Here is a 16,098-nt window from a genome sequence, read left to right as displayed (position 1 = left end):
AGCGATACTACATCGTATACGGGATCAGTATCGACTCCGCCTACCGCCAACTCCATTTGCGGCCACGGATCACACGCATGGCAATAAATCCGATCAGCACCATCGAGACGAAGGTGATCGAACTCGGCACCGTGAGATAGCCGGCCGACACCAGCACCCCTGCCATGATAACCCCCATCACCACGGTCAACACCAGTTCGAGATCATTGACGCTGGACATACCCGGAGGGATACCGGCGACCCGAAAAGTCGTTTCGGTCAGTCACCCCCGGGCATCGATCCGGTATCAAGGTCGATCCACGCCCCGGTGGTGTCGGCGCGCTCGATGGCATCGAGGACGCGCTGGACGGCATAGCCGTCGGCAAACGATGGCTGAAACGTCGTCTTGTCGGCGACCGCCGAGAGGAAGGCCGCACTCTCGTGGACGAAGGTGTGTTCCCACCCGAGGACGTGGCCCGGCGGCCACCAGGCGTCCAGATAGGGGTCGCTCTCCTCGGTTACCAACACCGTCTCGTAGCCGCGGTTGTCACCGGTCAGCACCGCCAGTTCGTTGAGCCGTTCAAGTGAAAATCGCAGACTTCCTCGGTGCCGTGGATTGTGATGGTGTGGTCGTTTTTGTGGCCGGCGGCGACCCGGGAGGCTTCGAAGCAGCGGTCGCCCCGTTGGCGAAGACGGCTTCGGCGGTGTAGGCGTCGTCGACGGTGACCGGCCGATACTCGGCGACGGTCTCGCCATCGTCGGCGTAGACTGGCCGTTCGTCAACGAACGTCTGTTGCTGGCCGGTGATGCGGTCGATCCCGCCGGTGTGGTCACCAACGAGGAACCGTGCGAGGTCGATCGTGTGCGCTCCCAGATCACCGAGCGCACCGGAGCCTGCGGCGTCGCTGTCCATCCGCCACGTCCAGGGTGCCTCGGGATCGACGAGCCAGTCCTGTAGATACCGCCCGCGAAACTGCCGAATCTCGCCGAGTTCGCCGCGATCGATCAACTCCTTGGCGTACTGGATCGCCGGGACAAAGCGGTAGTTGAAGCCACAGCCCGCCGGAACCGTCGCCTCGTCTGCGGCCTCGGTCATCGCCTCAGCGTCGGCCAGCGTCGCCGCCAGCGGCTTCTCACAGAGCACGGCTGTGTCAGCATCGAGAGCGGCAATCGATGGCTCGGCGTGGAGGTGATTCGGCCCGAGATTGTACAGCACGTCCATGTCGTCGATGACGGCTCGCCAGTCGGTCGCTGTGTGCTCGAAGCCGAGTCGATCGGCGGCCTCGCTGAGCGCGGCCTCATCGCGGCCGATCAGCGTGTGCCGTTCTGTCGCTGGCGCTTCGGGGACGAACATCGGAAGGCGGGCGATGGCGTTGGCATGAGCGCGACCCATGAACCCATAGCCGAGCATTCCGATCCGCAGCGGATCAGTCATCGCGCTCACCGCGTGGCTGGCGGTTGGCCTGCTGCGATATGCGTTGTTGTGGCATAGTCGCCGCAACAGCGACCAGCCGAATAACAGTTCGCCCGCCAGCGCGGTACAGTGCCGGCCAGTCTCACCCTCATTCAAGCCCGACGGCGTGGCCCGCGTCCGCAGAGCGATAGATGGCGTCGATCACCCGCTGGACAGCCACCCCCTGTTCGACCGTGTTTGTTGTCGGTGCTTCTCCCTCCCGGACGTGCTCAAGGAAGTAGCCAACCTCGGCCGCATGCGTGTTGCTGTCGCGGGTTTCGACGGTTGTTTCGGTAAGGTGTTCCTGCCCGGCTGTGTCTGCCTCATAGAGGGTGAGCGAATCGGCTTTTCGGTCATAAACTGCGCCGGCGTCGGTACCCCGAAACACGAACTCGTCGGTTCGCGGTCGGTTGGTCGCCCACGCGACCTCAGGGAGATAGTGCGGTCGTCAGCGGTGCGGATGAACGCGCTAGCGGCATCCTCAACATCGAAGGCCTCGGGGCCCTCGTCGTCGCCCCACATGTGGAGATAGGTGTACTCTTCGCGGGTGCCGAACTCCGCCCGTGTTGTCGCCGAGACCTCGGTGATCTCAGGGAAGTCAAGCACCGATAACGCGAGGTCGATGGCATGGACGCCGATGTCGATGATCGCGCCGCCGCCAGCGATCTCCGTCGCGGTGAACCACGAGCCTCGACCGGGGATGCCGCGTCGCCGCACGTAGTTCGCCTCGATGTGGGTGATCTCCCCGAACCGACCCGCCGCGCGGTAGCTGGTGAGGACGTCGATCGGGGCGGCAAACCGGTTGTTGAAGCCGACCATACAGAACCCCTCAGCGTCGGCGGCCGCCGCCGCGATCCGCTTCGCGCTATCGAGCGTGTGCGCGAGCGGTTTTTCGATCAGTACGTCACAGCCAGCCGCCAATGCGGTGGTTGCATACTCCTCGTGGTATTTGTTTGGCGTCGTGACGAAGATGGCCTCGGCGTCATCAAGCAGTGGCTCTGACTCTCGTACGTTGGCACCGACCATTCGGCGTTAAACTCCCGGCGGGCGGTTTCGTCGATGTCGACGCCGCCAACGAGGTCGGCGTCGTGGTCGGCAAGGATTTCGGCGTGGTGGGCGGCGATCCCCCCAAGGCCGACGATGCCGACGCTGACTGGCTCCGATGTCATTGGCATGGTTCGGGTACCGCCAGCCGATAAACCTGTGGCCCCGCGATAGTTACCCCCGATTGAATCAGGATCGTCGAGCGCAGCCACGACGTCGACCGCGGATCGGTTCTCGGCGACATCGTGGACGCGAACGATATCGGCCCCGCGCTCGGCGGCCAGGGCGGTCGCCGCGACCGTCGCGTCACGTCGGTTGTCGGGCTCACTGTCGATTTTGCTGAACATGGATTTCCGGGAGTGGCCGACGAGAACGGGGCAGCCGAGTGCATCAAATTCGCCGAGGCGATCCAGCAGTTCAAAACTCTCCGCGCTGGTTTTCCCAAAGCCGAGGCCGGGATCGACGATAATCCGCTCGCGGGGGATACCGGCTTTTTCGGCAAGCAGCAGTCGCTCGTTGAGGACAGCGAGAATATCCTCAACCACGTCGTCGTAATCGATCTCCTTGTCGGGGACGACCGGTGCGTCGATCGAGTGCATGAGGATCACCGGCACCTCGCGGTCGGCGACCAACTCCCGCATCGCCGAATCGTCAAGCCCGGTTACGTCGTTGACGATATCAGCACCGGCATCGAGCGCGGCCTCCGCAACCGCGGCTTTCCGGGTGTCGACGGAGATAGCAACGTCCAGTTCTGAGACGGCCTCGATGACCGGTACGACGCGGTCGATTTCTTCCGCAACGCTCACTGGCTCCGCGCCGGGACGCGTACTCTCGCCGCCGATGTCGATGATATCTGCTCCCGCATCGACGAGTGCGCTTGCTCCTTCGATGGCCGCATCTTGATCAAAGAAATCGCCGCCGTCGTAGAAGCTGTCGGGCGTGACGTTGAGAATCCCCATGACTGCGGTGCCGTCATCCCACGGTCTGTGCTCGGTCGATGTCGCGGTGGCAGTGGACTCGGCAGTGAGGCCCAACTGCTCGCGGAGGTCAGCCGCGATCGCCGGGAGGCCGACACCGCAGTCAGCGAGTTGGGTTGTCAACGCACGGAACTCGGCGAGTGTCCCCGAGAGGACGAGCTCGTGGCGTTCGCCCGGTGTTGTAACGCCCGAAGCGACGCAGTTGCCGCCGAGCGCCGCGAACTGCTCGCGGAGGATGGCCGCTTGTCTGTCGTCAACACGGGTCGCGATCGTTCGGTGGACTGTCTTCTCGTGGCCGCTGTCGATGTCACCGGCTGTTGCGTGAATCCTCCAACACATCGGTCGCTGTTTCGGTGTCGTCGACGCGTTTCGGGATATCGAGCCGCGTCACGGCCGATCGGGCCTCGCCGACCGCAAACAGCGAGCCTGTGACGAGCAGGCAGTCGTCGGGGCCGACCCGCGTTTCAGCCTCGCTGACGGCGTCGGCGACCGCCTCGCCTGCGGTCACCGAGTCGATGCCCTCGGTTTCGAAACAGCGGGCCAGGACGGCCGGATCTTCGGCGCGGTCGAGATTTGGGCGACAGGTGATCACCGAGGTTGGTGTCGGCAGCGCGGCGATCATCTCGGCGTGGGGCTTGTCGTGCATCGCGCCGAAGACGATATGCAGGTCGTCGTACTCGAAGGTCGACAGCGTCTCGGCGACCTTCTCGATGGCGTCGGCGTTGTGCGCGCCGTCGAAGACAGTCAGCGGCTCCGTTTCCAGCACCTCAAATCGACCGGGCCAGTGAGCGTTGCGCAACCCCGGCGGAGGGTTTCGGTGTCGAGGGTAGCGGCTGTGTCGTCGCCATCCTCGTCGAACGTTTCGACGACTTGGCCGGCCAGCGTCGTTGCGATCCCGGCGTTGAGGGCCTGGTGTTCGCCGAGTAATGCGAGTCGGGCCGAACAATCCAGCCCGTCGGCAAACGGTGCTGGGAATCTGGCGGTTCCGTCACCGCTGCTCTCAGCATCTCTGTTGCCCGGTATCGACACTGAGATCTGCGATTCGGTTGTGGTCACGCGACCATCGTAGCCGACGGTCACGTCTGTTGTTTCGTCGGTGCCGACCGTCACCACGTCGCCTGCGTCGGCTCGAAGCGTCGCAAGCGCGTCACCGGTCGTCCCGGTTACCAGCGGCGTTCCGTCGTCGGGGGCGACTGCCGCTTTTGTCGCCGCGATCTCCTCGATGGTATCCCCCAAGACGCTCGTATGCTCCAAGGAGATGGTCGTCACGCAGCTGGCGACGGGATCGATGACGCTGGTTGCATCGAACTCGCCGCCGAGACCGACTTCGAGGACGGCGACGTCGACGTCCTGCCGATCGAAATACCAGATCCCAAGCAGGGTGACAACTTCGAAAAACGTCAGCGGCTCACCCGCAGCGGCGCGGTCGATCAGCCACGGTTTGACCTGCTCGACGAACTCAGTAATCGCGCGGTCGGTGATCGGCCGGCCGTCGACCTGAATCCGCTCGTTCAGCGTTTCGAGGTGTGGCGAGGTGTAGAGGCCGACCGAGTAGCCGGCTTCCCGCAGCACGGACTCCGTCAACTTTGCCGTGCTGCCCTTCCCGTTGGAGCCGGCGATCTGCACGAACCGGATGTCCGTGCCGGGCTCGCCGAGCTCCGACCGCAACGCGGCCGCGGATTCGATCCCTGGCCGCACCTGAAACCGGCGGAGGTCGAAGAGGAAATCCACCGCCTCGTGATACTCCATACGTTCGGATCTCACCGCCGCCGCTTATGGGTAACGAAGGGGTCGGCACCGCGGCTGGTGACTCGTGGTGATGTCGGCGCTTACGTGTCGTTAACGCGAACCCACTCCTCCAAGCGGAAGCGGTCGTACTCAGTCGTCGATTCCAGTTGCCAGTCCGCGTCGTCCCACGCGGGATAAAACGCGTCGCCCTCGTAGGCGCCGGCGACCCAGCTCAACACCATCCGGTCGAGATGCGGTTGAAACAGGTCGTAGATCACCGCGCCGCCGATCACGTAGACCGTCTCCGCATCCAACGCCTCGGCGACAGCGACCGCGTCGTCGACGCCGCCGGCGTGGTGAGCAGTCGGCACGTCGAATTCGCGCTCGCTTCGGCTGAGAACGATCTGGGCTGCGCCCGGCAGGTCATCCAGCATCGATTCGAAGGTGACTCGCCCCAAAATGACAGGATCGGTGGCGATCCGCTCGCGGTACTGTTGTTTGTCGGCTGGGATCGACGGCCACGGGAGCTCGCCGTCGTCACCGATCACGCGGTTGTCGGCGATAGCGGCAACTGACACCAGTTCCATAGCCAGCGTACGGGCGGCGGTGAGAAAACCGTTGGCGTGTCGACTCAGCTCGGTTCGTTGATCGTAAGATCGGCCGTGGCGGTGGGCTCCTCGGTGGCCAGCGAGTAGAGCCGTTTGCGGGCGTCCTGAATGTGGAGCCGCTCCTCGATGAGGTCATCGTCGGCCAGCGTCGTCAGCGCGTAGCGAACAGTACGGGAGGGGAGCAACGATTCGGTTGCGAGGTCACCCTGCGTCAACGGCCCCTCGTATTCGAGCGTTTTGTAGACCAGCTTCGCGCTCGGCGGGAGGTCTTCAAGGGTCGAACGGGTGGCGTCGTCCATACGAGAAGACCGCTACGCCGGCAATTAAACACCACGGGGTTGTGCGTCGCCTGCGGTCGACCGCCTGTGTCGCCACTGTTGGTAAGCTGTGCTGTCGAGCGTGAAATCAGCAACAAAACCCGATCGTCGATCGAAATCCCCGCGGCGACGCCCGGTCGCTACGGTGCTTCGCCGGTTTCGAGCGTGAAGTCCGCAATCGGGTAGGCCACGCAGGTCAGCGTGTAGCCCTCCTCCATTTCTTCGTCGGTGAACGTTTCCTGCTCGTAGTGGATCACGTGATCCTCGGCGGGGCCGTCTTCGATGTGGCCCGCACAGGAGACACACTGCCCCTGTCGGCAGGCATACGGGAGATCGAACCCTTCGTCTTCGGCCTTGTCGAGGATCGTCTCGTTGCTGGCGACCTCGATCGTTTCGCCCTGTTTGGCGAGTTCGATCTCGTGGTACTCAACCTCGTCTTCGGGCATCTCCGCGGGGCTCTGTTCTTCCGGCTCGGCCTCTTCAAGTTCGCCGTCTTCGCCTGTTTCGGCACCGCCTTCGATGGCGACCGCGCCGCCACCGCCGCCGATCGACCGGTTCATCGGCTCAGGGAAGCTGGTCTCCGGCACTGCCGCTGCGCGCTTCTCAAGGATCTCCTGGGAGATATCGGGGTTTGCCTCCCATTCGGTTCCATTGGCAAAGTGCAGCACGACGAACATCCCCGTCAGGGCTGCAGCGATGCCGAACGCCACAAGATCAACCATATTGAGGCGTTAGGAATCGGGGGTTAATTACCTTACGAGGTTCCGCCTGCGTGTGTCGGTGTGCGTCTGTGATGCTTATTCGTTGCGAGCGACATGATGTCGCCCAAACCCGTATCGCAGCCGGTTGGCCAACCGCCGGGAGAATCGCCCCTCGTTGCGGCTGTCGAACCGTTCGGCAAGAGCTTGGTAGATGAGTGGCACCGGCACCTCCTGTTCGAGTGATTCCTGCACCGTCCAGGTGCCTGTCGAGCCGCCAGCGACGTGGTCGGCGACGTCGCCGAGGTCGTTGCCCTCCTCGACGAAAGCTTCCTCACAGAGCTCAAGCAGCCATGAGCGGATCACCGCGCCGTTGTTCCAGGTTCGCGCGATCGACTCCATATCGAGGTCGTAGCGGCCGTTGGCCAACAGCTCAAAGCCCTCGCCGTAGGCCTGCATCAGCGCGTACTCAACGCCGTTGTGCACCATCTTCACGTAGTGGCCCGCGCCGGATGGGCCCATTCGGTCGTGGCCCTCCGGGCCGGTGGCGACCGCATCGAAGACAGGGGTGAGCTCCTCGTAGGCCCACTCGGGGCCGCCGATCATCAGTGAGAAGCCAACCTCTGCGCCCGCGGGCCCGCCGCTGGTGCCACAGTCGAGGTAGGCCGCTGAACAGGCGTCGGCGCGGTCGACCGATCGCTGGAACTTGGAGTTGCCGCCGTCGACGACCACGTCGTCCTCGGTGAGGTGTGGATCAAGGTCGTTGAGGGTTGCATCGACCGCCTTGCCGGCCGGCACCATCAGCCAGATCCGTTTGTCCGCACCGAGTTGCTCGACGAAGTCGGCAATCGAGTCGGCTGGCGTTGCCCCCGCGTCGGCTGCCGTTGCGACCGCGTCGTCGTCGAGATCGAAGGCGACCACATCGTGGCCGCCGTCGACGGTTCGGTCAACAACGATCTGTCCCATCCGGCCAAGGCCGATCACGCCGAGTTGCATGCGCGAGGGAAGACGGTGGGGGTGGTAGTGGTTGTGATTGCACTCGCCCCAACACAGGGGAGTTTTCACCGTTGCCGATAGAGCCAGCCTATGGACGATTCGCTCATCGACAGCAGCGAGCTTTCGCTTGATCGCCGGTCGGTTCTGCCGGGCACCGGCTTCTTTTACCCGAATTCGCTCGACGAGGATCGAAGTGAGGAACGCGCTAAGGCCGCCATCGACGGCGCGGAGGCCGTCGTCGTCACCGACTCCGATGCCGACGGACTGGGCTGTGTCGCGCTCATCCGCGAGCGGTACGACGCCGCCCTCGATGTTGAGCCGTTCCTCAACGAGATCAACGCTCGACTCGACGATGGCGACGACAGCGATGAGACAGCCGTTGCGACGGACGATGGGGTTGACTCCGCGGTCGGCCTCATTGCCGCCGGGCCACACTCTCTGACAGAATCCTTGGAGTACGTTGCTGCGTATGCCGAGCCCGGAACCGATGTCTACATTTGTGATATCGCGCCCGATAGCTACGAAGCGGTCGCCGATCCCCTTGAGACACTCCGCGATCGAGACGACCGTGTCTCGTGGTACGACCACCACCAGTGGCCCGAAGCGGTTGCCGACGCTGTCCGTGATATCGGTGTCGACCTCGTTGTCGGCGATTCCGACGCGGAGTGCAGCACGGATGTCACGCTGCGCTCCTGAGTATGACTTCGACGAGCAGTTCACCGAGTTGGCGGCGGTCACCCGCGATCACGACCTCTGGATCAATGACGATCCACGGAGCAAGGATCTGGCTGACTACGCTTTCTGGACGGACGCCGAGGAGTACGCCGCCGTCGTCGGTGCCTATGGGGCGTCGCTGCCACAGCCGGTCGAGGAGTACATCAGTCACCGCCGCGTCGAAAAAGAACAGTTGATCGCGAAAGCCGTCGATCGGGCGGCATACAAATCGGTTGGCCCGTGGACGGTCGGCGTCACCTACGGTCGCTGCTCACAAAACGAGGTCGCCGACGAACTGCAGGCCGCGGGCGCGGACGCGGCGGTCATCGTCAAACCCTCCGGAAGTGCGAGCATCCGCGGTGGCGAGGGCTTCGAGTCTGCCCATTTGGTTGCCCGACAGGTCAACGGCGGCGGCCACCCAAAAGCCGCGGGCTGTAAACCCGATATCTACGATGATATGATGGATTACGCCTACCACTGGACGACGAAGGGTGAGACGACGAAACGCGTGATCCTGCAGGCCTTCGAGCGCGTCGCTGAAGAGTTGGATGCAGCCGACGAGGCTGATGCGGCTGACGAGGACGACACCGACACAGCCGACGAGTAGCGACGGACGCTGATCGCCCTGCTCTCCCCCTCGACCCCCGACACTTATAATCGTGTAAACGACACAGATGATCGTGGTTTACGAGACAGGAAACAGAACCATCGACGACGCTGTTGCGTGCGTTCTCGATGGCGGGATGATCGACCGCACGGACGCCATCGCACTGTTGGCCCAACCGGTCGATGACCTCGCCGCAGCGGCCGACACGGTGCGGGCAACACTCGGTGATGGCACCGTCGACGCCTGCAGCATCGTTAACGCCAAAGCCGGCAACTGCGCTGAGGACTGCGGGTTTTGTGCTCAATCGGCACACTTCGATACCGGCATCGAGACCCACGGCTTCCTCGATCCCGAGGAAATCTTAGCGGCCGCCAAACGCGCCGAAGCCGACGGCGCACAGCGGTTCGGCATCGTCGTCGCCGAGAAAGGCGTGAGCAAAGAAAAGCGACCCGAGGAGTGGGCCGATGTCCTCCGTGCGGTTCGACTGGTTCGCGATGAAACCGATGTCGAAATCGACGCCAGTCTCGGGCTGCTCACACAGGCGGAAGCCGATATCCTCGCCGACGAAGGACTCAATCACTACAATCACAACATCGAGACCTCCCCGCAGTACTTCGATGAGATTGTCTCGACGCACTCCTTCGAGGATCGCCTCAAGACGCTCCGCCGCGCCAAGAACGCTGGGATGGATCTCTGTGCCGGCGTCATCCTGGGGATGGGTGAAACACCCGCTGACCGTGTTGATGCCGCGCTCGAACTCCGAAAGATCGGTGTCTCCTCGCTGCCGGTCAACATTTTGAACCCGATTGAGGGGACGCCGCTCGGTGACCGCGAGTCGGCAGCGATCTCGAAAACCGATCTCATCAAAACCATCGCTGTCTACCGACTGCTCCATCCGACTGCCCGCGTTCGCCTGACGGGTGGCCGCGAGGTTAATCTCGCCGAGGATGAACAACACTGGCCTTTCGAGGCCGGTGCCGACGGCCTGCTGACCGGCGACTATCTCACGACCGGCGGGCAGGACGCCGCAACCGATATCGAGGTCATCGAAGACGCCGGCCTTGCGCCCAACATGGCAGTCAACGAGTTCGATCCTGAGAACGTCAAAGCAAACGCCAACCGCGACGGTGCGGACGCCGCCGTCGAATCGCGTCCTGACGACTAATTATTCGCCAGTAAACGCCGGGTCGTCGTCATTTTCGAATGCGGTGACACCTTCGTTGAAGTCCTCGGTATCGAGCAGTTGCCCGAAAGCGTGAGCCTCGATTTCGAGGCCGGCATCGGTGTCGTCGCGGCCGGCGCGCATCGCGCGTTTCGTGTATTTCTGGGCGAGCGGCGGGCCAGCGGCGACCTGTTCGGCTACCTCCATTGCTCGCTCGGCGAACTCGTCGGCGTCGACGACGCGGGCCAGAAAGCCGTAATCGGCCATCTCTGCTGCGGTGTAGCGGTCGCCGGTGAAGATGATCTCTTTGGCGCGACTTTCGCCGATGAGGTTCGGGAGTCGCTGGGTGCCGCCCCACCCTGGCAGCAACCCGAGGTCGCGTTCGGGCTGGCCGAACGTCGAGTCGACGGTTGCGACTCGGAGATCCGCAGCCGTCGCCAACTCCATCCCGCCGCCAAGACAGAAGCCGTCGATGGCAGCGACGACGGGGGTGTCGCAAGCCTCCAGTTTGCCGAAGGTTTGCTGACCCTGACGGGCGAGTTCGACGCCGTCGGCGGCGGTCATCTCGTCGGCAGCCAACGCTGCGAGTTCGGCTCCCGCTGAGAATGCGCGGTCGCCTGCGCCGGAGAGGAGGAGACAGCGCACGTCGCTGTCGTCGTCGAGGGTGTCGATGGCGGTTGCCAACTCGTCGAGAAGTGCCGGCGTGATCGTGTTTAGCTCAGCCGGACGGTCAAGAATAATGCGGGCGACCGCATCGGTTCGCTCGATTCGAAGCGTTTCGAATGCGGTGGGAGTCGCGTCGCTATCGTCGCTGTCTGCGTCCATACTCGACCTACTGGCGGGTGGCGATTCAACGTTCCGTCTTGCCGTCTATGTGCTGTGGACGCTGCGATCTGATGCGATGCCGAGGGCATCGGCGTCGTTCACCTCATGGCCGACAACATGGCCGTTGAGCGTTGCGGCCGCTGGCGACTCCCGAATCGCCGTCTCGTCGTAGCCGGCGTCCTCGAAGGCACCCATGATCGACCGCTTGTTTCGGAGGCTGTACTTCTGGTGGTAGTCCTCAGCCGGAACAAACCGGGATAGGTGTTCGACACGGGTTGCGATCCCGTCGACCGTGTAGTCGTTGGCGTCGAGATAGTCGGTGAGCGCCTCGCGCTGGTCGGCGGTTGCGACAAAGATAATGTTTTGATACTGGGTTTTCCGTGTCTGCTGGGTCGGATCGTGACTCCGGAAGACGAGATCGAGCAGGTCGCGAAAGGATCGTTCCGCAGGGTCGTAGTCGACCTGGAATGCTTCGGTGTGATCGCCGAGATCGTGATACGTTGGATCAGTTTTTGTGCCGCCGGCATAGCCAACGCGGGTGCGGACGACGCCGTCGAGCGCGCCGAACTGGGCGTCCGGCCCCCAGAAACAGCCGACTGCGAACGTCGCCGTCTCGGTTGCTGCTGGGTCGGGGGCTGCGTCGTCGTACGCTTTGATCGTAGACGCTGTGGGAGCCATCGCGGTCGCTATTCGTCCTCGAAATCGAGGGCGATCCCGTTGATGCAGTAGCGTTTGCCGGTCGGCTCTGGGCCGTCCTCGAAGACGTGACCGAGATGGCCCTCACAACTGCTGCAGACAACTTCGGTGCGCGTGCGGCCGAGGCTGTGATCTGGTCGGGTCTCAACAGCGTCGCTGTCGGCTGGATCGTAAAAACTCGGCCAGCCGGTGCCGGACTCGAATTTCTCGTCGGTCGTGAATAGCTCTTGGCCACAGCCGGCACAGCGGAAGACACCATCGTCGCTGATATCTAACAGCGGTGAGGTGCCAGCGGGCTCGGTTCCTGCCTCACGAAGGATCTTGTACTCCTCGGCTGAGAGAATCTCCTGCCACTCCTCGTCGCTGTCGGGCTGCTGGCTGTCGGGCTGATTGCTCATACACATAACAGGGGCTACAGCGGTATAGTTCTCGTGGCGGTGTCCGCCCGGCTTGCACAGCCCCGTCAACGTGTATCGACTACGATGACGATGGCCGCGACGACACCCCAGCTACGCCTCCGGCACGTCGGCGGGTGTGAGCTCCTCGGCGGCCGCCTGGATCGACGCATAGCGGTCGGCTGCCCACTCGACGGCGGCCGGCGTGTCGTTGATAACAACCCCGTGGACGCCACGGTCGGCATACACGATGAGGCCGATGTGATCCGGCTCCTCACCGATCCAGAAGCCGAATTCGATATCAACCGGCGCGCGATATACCGAAAACAGCGGTCGCTGAAGTCGATCAGCGACCGTCTCAGGATCGAGCGTCGACAGCCGTTCAAATACGGACTCCGCAAGCGTCATCTCCAGAGTGGTGTCGTTGTCGGCAGCGATCCGGAAGACCCGATCTGTGTACCCTGATAGCGCGCGCGGTGCCACCCCACGAACCCGGTCGGCGGTGGCGATCCGATCGAGAAACTCCGTGAGCACCGCATCGGGCACCGGCTCCTCGGCCGGAAAGCTGTCGGCATCCTCAAGCGCGACGGTTGGAACCTCGTGATCACCCGACAGCGGCGATAACACCTCTCCCGCGGCGGTGATCGATCGGATCGAGTCGACGGTGTTGGCATACACCGCCGCGGTGGCCTCACCGGCGACTGTCGGCTGCCAGACGCCATCGTGGTAGGTCACCAGATCAGCCCCTTCGAGCTCTCTGACGACGGTATCCAACGTTGATCGCGGCATCGACAGTGTGTCGACGAGCGCGCGTTTTTCCTGTGGCTCCTCGACGATCGCTTGCAGGCAATCCCACCGTCGATTGACGGTGTACAGAAGCTCGTGGGGGCTCTGATCCGACATCTGTTCGTTGCTCGTATCCATATTCGTGTAGGGGAATATACTTTCGGTAGGGGTACACGAATTCGGAACACCTAGAGATTCTTCGAACGAGGAACCGTAGATGGCATAATATGGGTGGGACTTCTACCACGGACTGTCCACCACTGACCCCTCGGCCCTCTCCACCTGTCCGTCCCACCGTGGTCTGCCTCGTCCACGCCTCGGCCCTCCACTGACGGCTCTTAGTCGTCTCTCCGAGCGGGTTGCGTGGTGGAAGAACACATCCACGTTTCACGAGCTGCTGATCTATTTATCGACTGCCAACCTCGCATGGTCGACAGCCGTCCAGTCGTCTGGCGCGGCCACCACAGCTATACGCCGCTGTCCCGAGACCCCAGCCATGACCGATAGCGTGTGGGTTGTTCGGCACGGCCAACGACAGGACACAGTCGATCCGGACTGGGAGTTGACCGCCGCTCGTGTTCACGATCCGGGCCTGACCGAACTCGGTCGCTGGCAGGCGTGGCGATGTGGCCGATTTTTCGCCGACAACGGGATCGATTTCGAGGCGATCTACTGCTCGCCATTTCTCCGGGCCGTCCAGACGACCGCTGAGATCTGTGGGGTGATCGGTGGAACAGGCTGGCTGGAACCCGGCCTCGGCGAACACCGCAACAACGAGTGGTTCGACAGCGAGCCCGAAACGCTCTCGTTCAAAACGCTGGCGGACTACTTCGATCCGATCCGCGACGACCACGAGCCAGTTGTCGTCCCAGATTTCCCTGAGTCCCACGACGAAGCCGAATCGCGGGCCGGCGAGACCGCTCGCCGGCTCGCCGACGCCCACGAGGGTCGGGTGCTCATGGTCGGCCACGGGCTGACGATCGGTGGCGTCGTCCGGGGCCTCGTCGGCTCGACCGAGGGTGTCGACGCGCCACTCTGTGGACTCACCCGGATCGACCGCGTAGATGACCGCTGGGAACTCGGATTGTCGGGCAAGACTGACCACCTCGATTAGCTGTGGTGTCCCGACGACGTAACTTCTATACCAGCGCGGGACGCACCCCCACACGATATGAGTCAGTCGTACAATCGCGGCACAATCGAGAGCTTCGGTCGGTGGCGGGAGTTCTCCGCCGGGATGTGGGCGTGGATCTTCCACAAGTTCACCGGCTGGGTGCTCGTTGGCTATCTCTTCACGCACATTGCCGTCCTCAGCACCGCCATTGAGGGCGCGGAGATGTACACAAACACGATCGTCACCCTCGAAGGGCTGTTGTTGGTTCGGATTCTTGAGGTCGGCCTGCTGGCGGTTGCCGTCTTCCACATCCTCAACGGCCTTCGACTGCTGTTGGTCGATCTTGGGGTCGGACTGGAATCGCAGGACAAGAGCTTCTACGCGTCGGTGATCCTGACCGGAGCGATCACGGTTGCCTCGGTGCCGACGTTCATCGCGGGGGCGTTCTAACGATGGCTGAACACTACTCCTCGTTTACTGAGGGCGGCCGACTCTGGCTGTGGCAGCGCATCACCGCGGCGTTTCTCGTTGTCGTGTTAGCCTTCCACTTCTTCCTGCTGCATTTCGTCTACCACGCCGACGAGGTCACCTTCGGGCTGAGCGCGGCCCGCATGCAGACGTGGACGTACTACTCGCTGATGGTGTTGTTCCTGATCACGGCGACGTTCCACGGTGTCAACGGCGTCTACAACGCCCTCATCAACCAAGGGTTGACAGGGACGAAACGACAAGTCGTCAAATGGACACTCGTCGTCGCCAGCGGGATCCTCCTCGTTCAGGGGATTCGCACCGCAAACGCCTGGGCAGGCATCGGAGTATTCTAATATGAGCACGCAACCACCACAACAGCAGTCCGAGGAACCGGCCGCCGAACAGTCCGCCGACGCGGAGTCGACGCCGGCGGCCCAACAGCGACGCGAGGACAAAAAGGCGGCCGACCGTGAGGCCCGGGACAAACGACAGGCTGAGGAAGCCGAACGAGAGGCCAAAGCCAACGAGGATACCCGCGAGATCAAGGTATTCCGCTACGATCCCGAGGTCGAAGCCAAACAGGAACCGCGGTTCGACACCTTCCACGTTCCCTTCACGAAGGGGATGACCGTTCTCGATGCCGTGATCTACGCCCGGGATCACTTCGATCCCTCACTCACCTTCCGTCACTCCTGTCGGCAGGCGGTCTGTGGCTCGGATGCCTTCTTTGTCAACGGCCAGCAGCGACTCGGCTGCAAAACCCAGATTTCTGACTTGGAGGAGCCGATCCGGATCGAACCGCTCCCACATCAGGATGTCGTCAAGGATCTCGTCGTCGACATGGATCACTTCTACGAGGAGATGGAGGCGGTCGATCCGTACTTCGATCCCGACGAGACGCCGGACGGCGAGCTTGAAGAGCAGCGACAGTCACGCGCCAACCGCGAGAAGGTGAAGATGTCGACGCGGTGTATCTGGTGTGGAGCGTGTTTCTCCTCCTGTAACATCGCTGCTGGCGACAACGAGTATCTTGGCCCGGCCGCGCTCAACAAGGCCTACCGGTTTGCGATGGACGACCGCGAGGGCGACGCCAAAACCCAGGATCGCCTCGAAACAATCGAACAGGAACACGGCGTCTGGCGGTGTCAGACCCAATTCTCCTGTACGAACGTCTGCCCGAAGGATATCCCACTGACCGAGCACATCCAAGAGCTGAAACGCGAAGCGGTCAAGAAGAACCTCAAGTTCTGGTAGACGCTGGCGACATCTTTTATTGCCTTTTTCATGCGTGCCGCTGGTGGTTTGTGAGCCGAACGACAGCGGGACAGCCGGGCATTCCCGGCTGAACCGCCGCCGAGTGGTACAATGAATCCTGTCGGCCGGCCGCTGCGAATGCAAGCGACCATCTATCCACCTGTTCGCCATCAAGTAAACGTTGTCGCAACTCGGTCTGTAAACTAGTTCCTATTACTACCTCATGAACATTAATTAGTGACTAAACGGCGACCTGGCATGTCATGCAAAGACG

Annotated in this window: 13 protein-coding genes and 5 pseudogenes; 6 read left to right on the top strand and 12 right to left on the bottom strand. The window is 62.7% G+C overall.

Annotated elements, in window-relative coordinates:
- Window positions 1–40: 40 nt before the first annotated feature.
- The 8 genes and pseudogenes from ACFQJB_RS07140 to gnd all read right to left on the bottom strand — a co-directional run bounded on the left by ACFQJB_RS07140 (window position 41) and on the right by gnd (window position 7,800).
- Window positions 41–220, bottom strand: coding sequence for a hypothetical protein (locus ACFQJB_RS07140; RefSeq protein ID WP_379725570.1), 180 nt, complete (start codon window positions 218–220; stop codon window positions 41–43).
- Between the two features lie 38 nt (window positions 221–258).
- A pseudogene (locus tag ACFQJB_RS07135) lies at window positions 259–1,414 on the bottom strand (Gfo/Idh/MocA family protein).
- A gap of 127 nt (window positions 1,415–1,541) precedes the next feature.
- Window positions 1,542–2,601 (bottom strand): annotated as a pseudogene (locus ACFQJB_RS07130) (Gfo/Idh/MocA family protein).
- A 63-nt stretch (window positions 2,602–2,664) separates the two neighbouring features.
- Window positions 2,665–5,202 (bottom strand): annotated as a pseudogene (folP, locus tag ACFQJB_RS07125) (dihydropteroate synthase); the annotation flags it as partial.
- Window positions 5,203–5,282: 80 nt separating this feature from the next.
- The gene (locus ACFQJB_RS07120) at window positions 5,283–5,768 is read right to left on the bottom strand and encodes a dihydrofolate reductase (RefSeq protein ID WP_379725567.1); all 486 of its coding nucleotides are present in this window, start codon (window positions 5,766–5,768) and stop codon (window positions 5,283–5,285) included.
- Window positions 5,769–5,812: 44 nt separating this feature from the next.
- Window positions 5,813–6,088, bottom strand: a complete 276-nt coding sequence (locus ACFQJB_RS07115) for an ArsR family transcriptional regulator (RefSeq protein ID WP_379725564.1) — start codon at window positions 6,086–6,088, stop codon at window positions 5,813–5,815.
- Window positions 6,089–6,246: 158 nt separating this feature from the next.
- Window positions 6,247–6,828, bottom strand: coding sequence for a 2Fe-2S iron-sulfur cluster-binding protein (locus ACFQJB_RS07110; protein ID WP_379725561.1), 582 nt, complete (start codon window positions 6,826–6,828; stop codon window positions 6,247–6,249).
- Window positions 6,829–6,903: 75 nt separating this feature from the next.
- Entirely contained in the window at window positions 6,904–7,800 is an 897-nt protein-coding gene (gene gnd, locus ACFQJB_RS07105) for a phosphogluconate dehydrogenase (NAD(+)-dependent, decarboxylating) (protein ID WP_379725558.1), read from the bottom strand.
- Window positions 7,801–7,890: 90 nt separating this feature from the next.
- Between gnd and ACFQJB_RS07100 the strand changes: the two are divergent.
- Window positions 7,891–9,121 (top strand): annotated as a pseudogene (locus ACFQJB_RS07100) (DHH family phosphoesterase).
- A 73-nt stretch (window positions 9,122–9,194) separates the two neighbouring features.
- Window positions 9,195–10,286: a biotin synthase BioB gene (gene bioB / locus ACFQJB_RS07095; protein ID WP_379725555.1), complete on the top strand. Its 1,092-nt coding sequence runs from the start codon at window positions 9,195–9,197 to the stop codon at window positions 10,284–10,286.
- On the opposite strand, the pseudogene ACFQJB_RS07090 reads toward bioB, so the two are convergent.
- From ACFQJB_RS07090 to ACFQJB_RS07075, 4 genes and pseudogenes are all read right to left on the bottom strand, one after another.
- Window positions 10,287–11,084: pseudogene (locus tag ACFQJB_RS07090) on the bottom strand (enoyl-CoA hydratase/isomerase family protein); the annotation flags it as partial.
- A 69-nt stretch (window positions 11,085–11,153) separates the two neighbouring features.
- On the bottom strand, window positions 11,154–11,786 hold the full coding sequence (gene msrA / locus ACFQJB_RS07085) for a peptide-methionine (S)-S-oxide reductase MsrA (RefSeq protein ID WP_379725551.1): 633 nt from the start codon (window positions 11,784–11,786) through the stop codon (window positions 11,154–11,156).
- Window positions 11,787–11,794: 8 nt separating this feature from the next.
- On the bottom strand, window positions 11,795–12,202 hold the full coding sequence (msrB, locus tag ACFQJB_RS07080) for a peptide-methionine (R)-S-oxide reductase MsrB (RefSeq protein WP_379725548.1): 408 nt from the start codon (window positions 12,200–12,202) through the stop codon (window positions 11,795–11,797).
- Between the two features lie 111 nt (window positions 12,203–12,313).
- A complete protein-coding gene (locus ACFQJB_RS07075; protein ID WP_379725545.1) occupies window positions 12,314–13,123 on the bottom strand; it encodes a helix-turn-helix transcriptional regulator in 810 nt (269 codons plus the stop codon).
- A 358-nt stretch (window positions 13,124–13,481) separates the two neighbouring features.
- On the opposite strand from ACFQJB_RS07075, the gene ACFQJB_RS07070 reads away from it, so the two are divergent.
- The 4 genes from ACFQJB_RS07070 to ACFQJB_RS07055 are packed head-to-tail and all read left to right on the top strand — an operon-like array spanning window position 13,482 to window position 15,824.
- The gene (locus tag ACFQJB_RS07070; protein ID WP_379725542.1) at window positions 13,482–14,099 is read left to right on the top strand and encodes a histidine phosphatase family protein; all 618 of its coding nucleotides are present in this window, start codon (window positions 13,482–13,484) and stop codon (window positions 14,097–14,099) included.
- 57 nt (window positions 14,100–14,156) lie between these two features.
- Window positions 14,157–14,549, top strand: a complete 393-nt coding sequence (gene sdhC / locus ACFQJB_RS07065) for a succinate dehydrogenase, cytochrome b556 subunit (protein WP_120085396.1) — start codon at window positions 14,157–14,159, stop codon at window positions 14,547–14,549.
- A 2-nt stretch (window positions 14,550–14,551) separates the two neighbouring features.
- Window positions 14,552–14,923 (top strand): succinate dehydrogenase, encoded by a 372-nt coding sequence (locus ACFQJB_RS07060; RefSeq protein WP_120101906.1) that lies wholly within the window; start codon window positions 14,552–14,554, stop codon window positions 14,921–14,923.
- Window position 14,924: 1 nt separating this feature from the next.
- Window positions 14,925–15,824 carry a succinate dehydrogenase/fumarate reductase iron-sulfur subunit gene (locus tag ACFQJB_RS07055; RefSeq protein ID WP_120101908.1) on the top strand — a complete coding sequence of 300 codons (900 nt, stop codon included), beginning with the start codon at window positions 14,925–14,927 and terminating at the stop codon, window positions 15,822–15,824.
- Window positions 15,825–16,098: the final 274 nt, after the last annotated feature.

The organism is Halonotius sp. GCM10025705 (assembly GCF_042662885.1).
Lineage (GTDB): Archaea > Halobacteriota > Halobacteria > Halobacteriales > Haloferacaceae > Halonotius > Halonotius aquaticus.
Note: the sequence above shows the minus strand (reverse complement) of the source record. Positions and strands in the feature narration are given on the sequence as shown.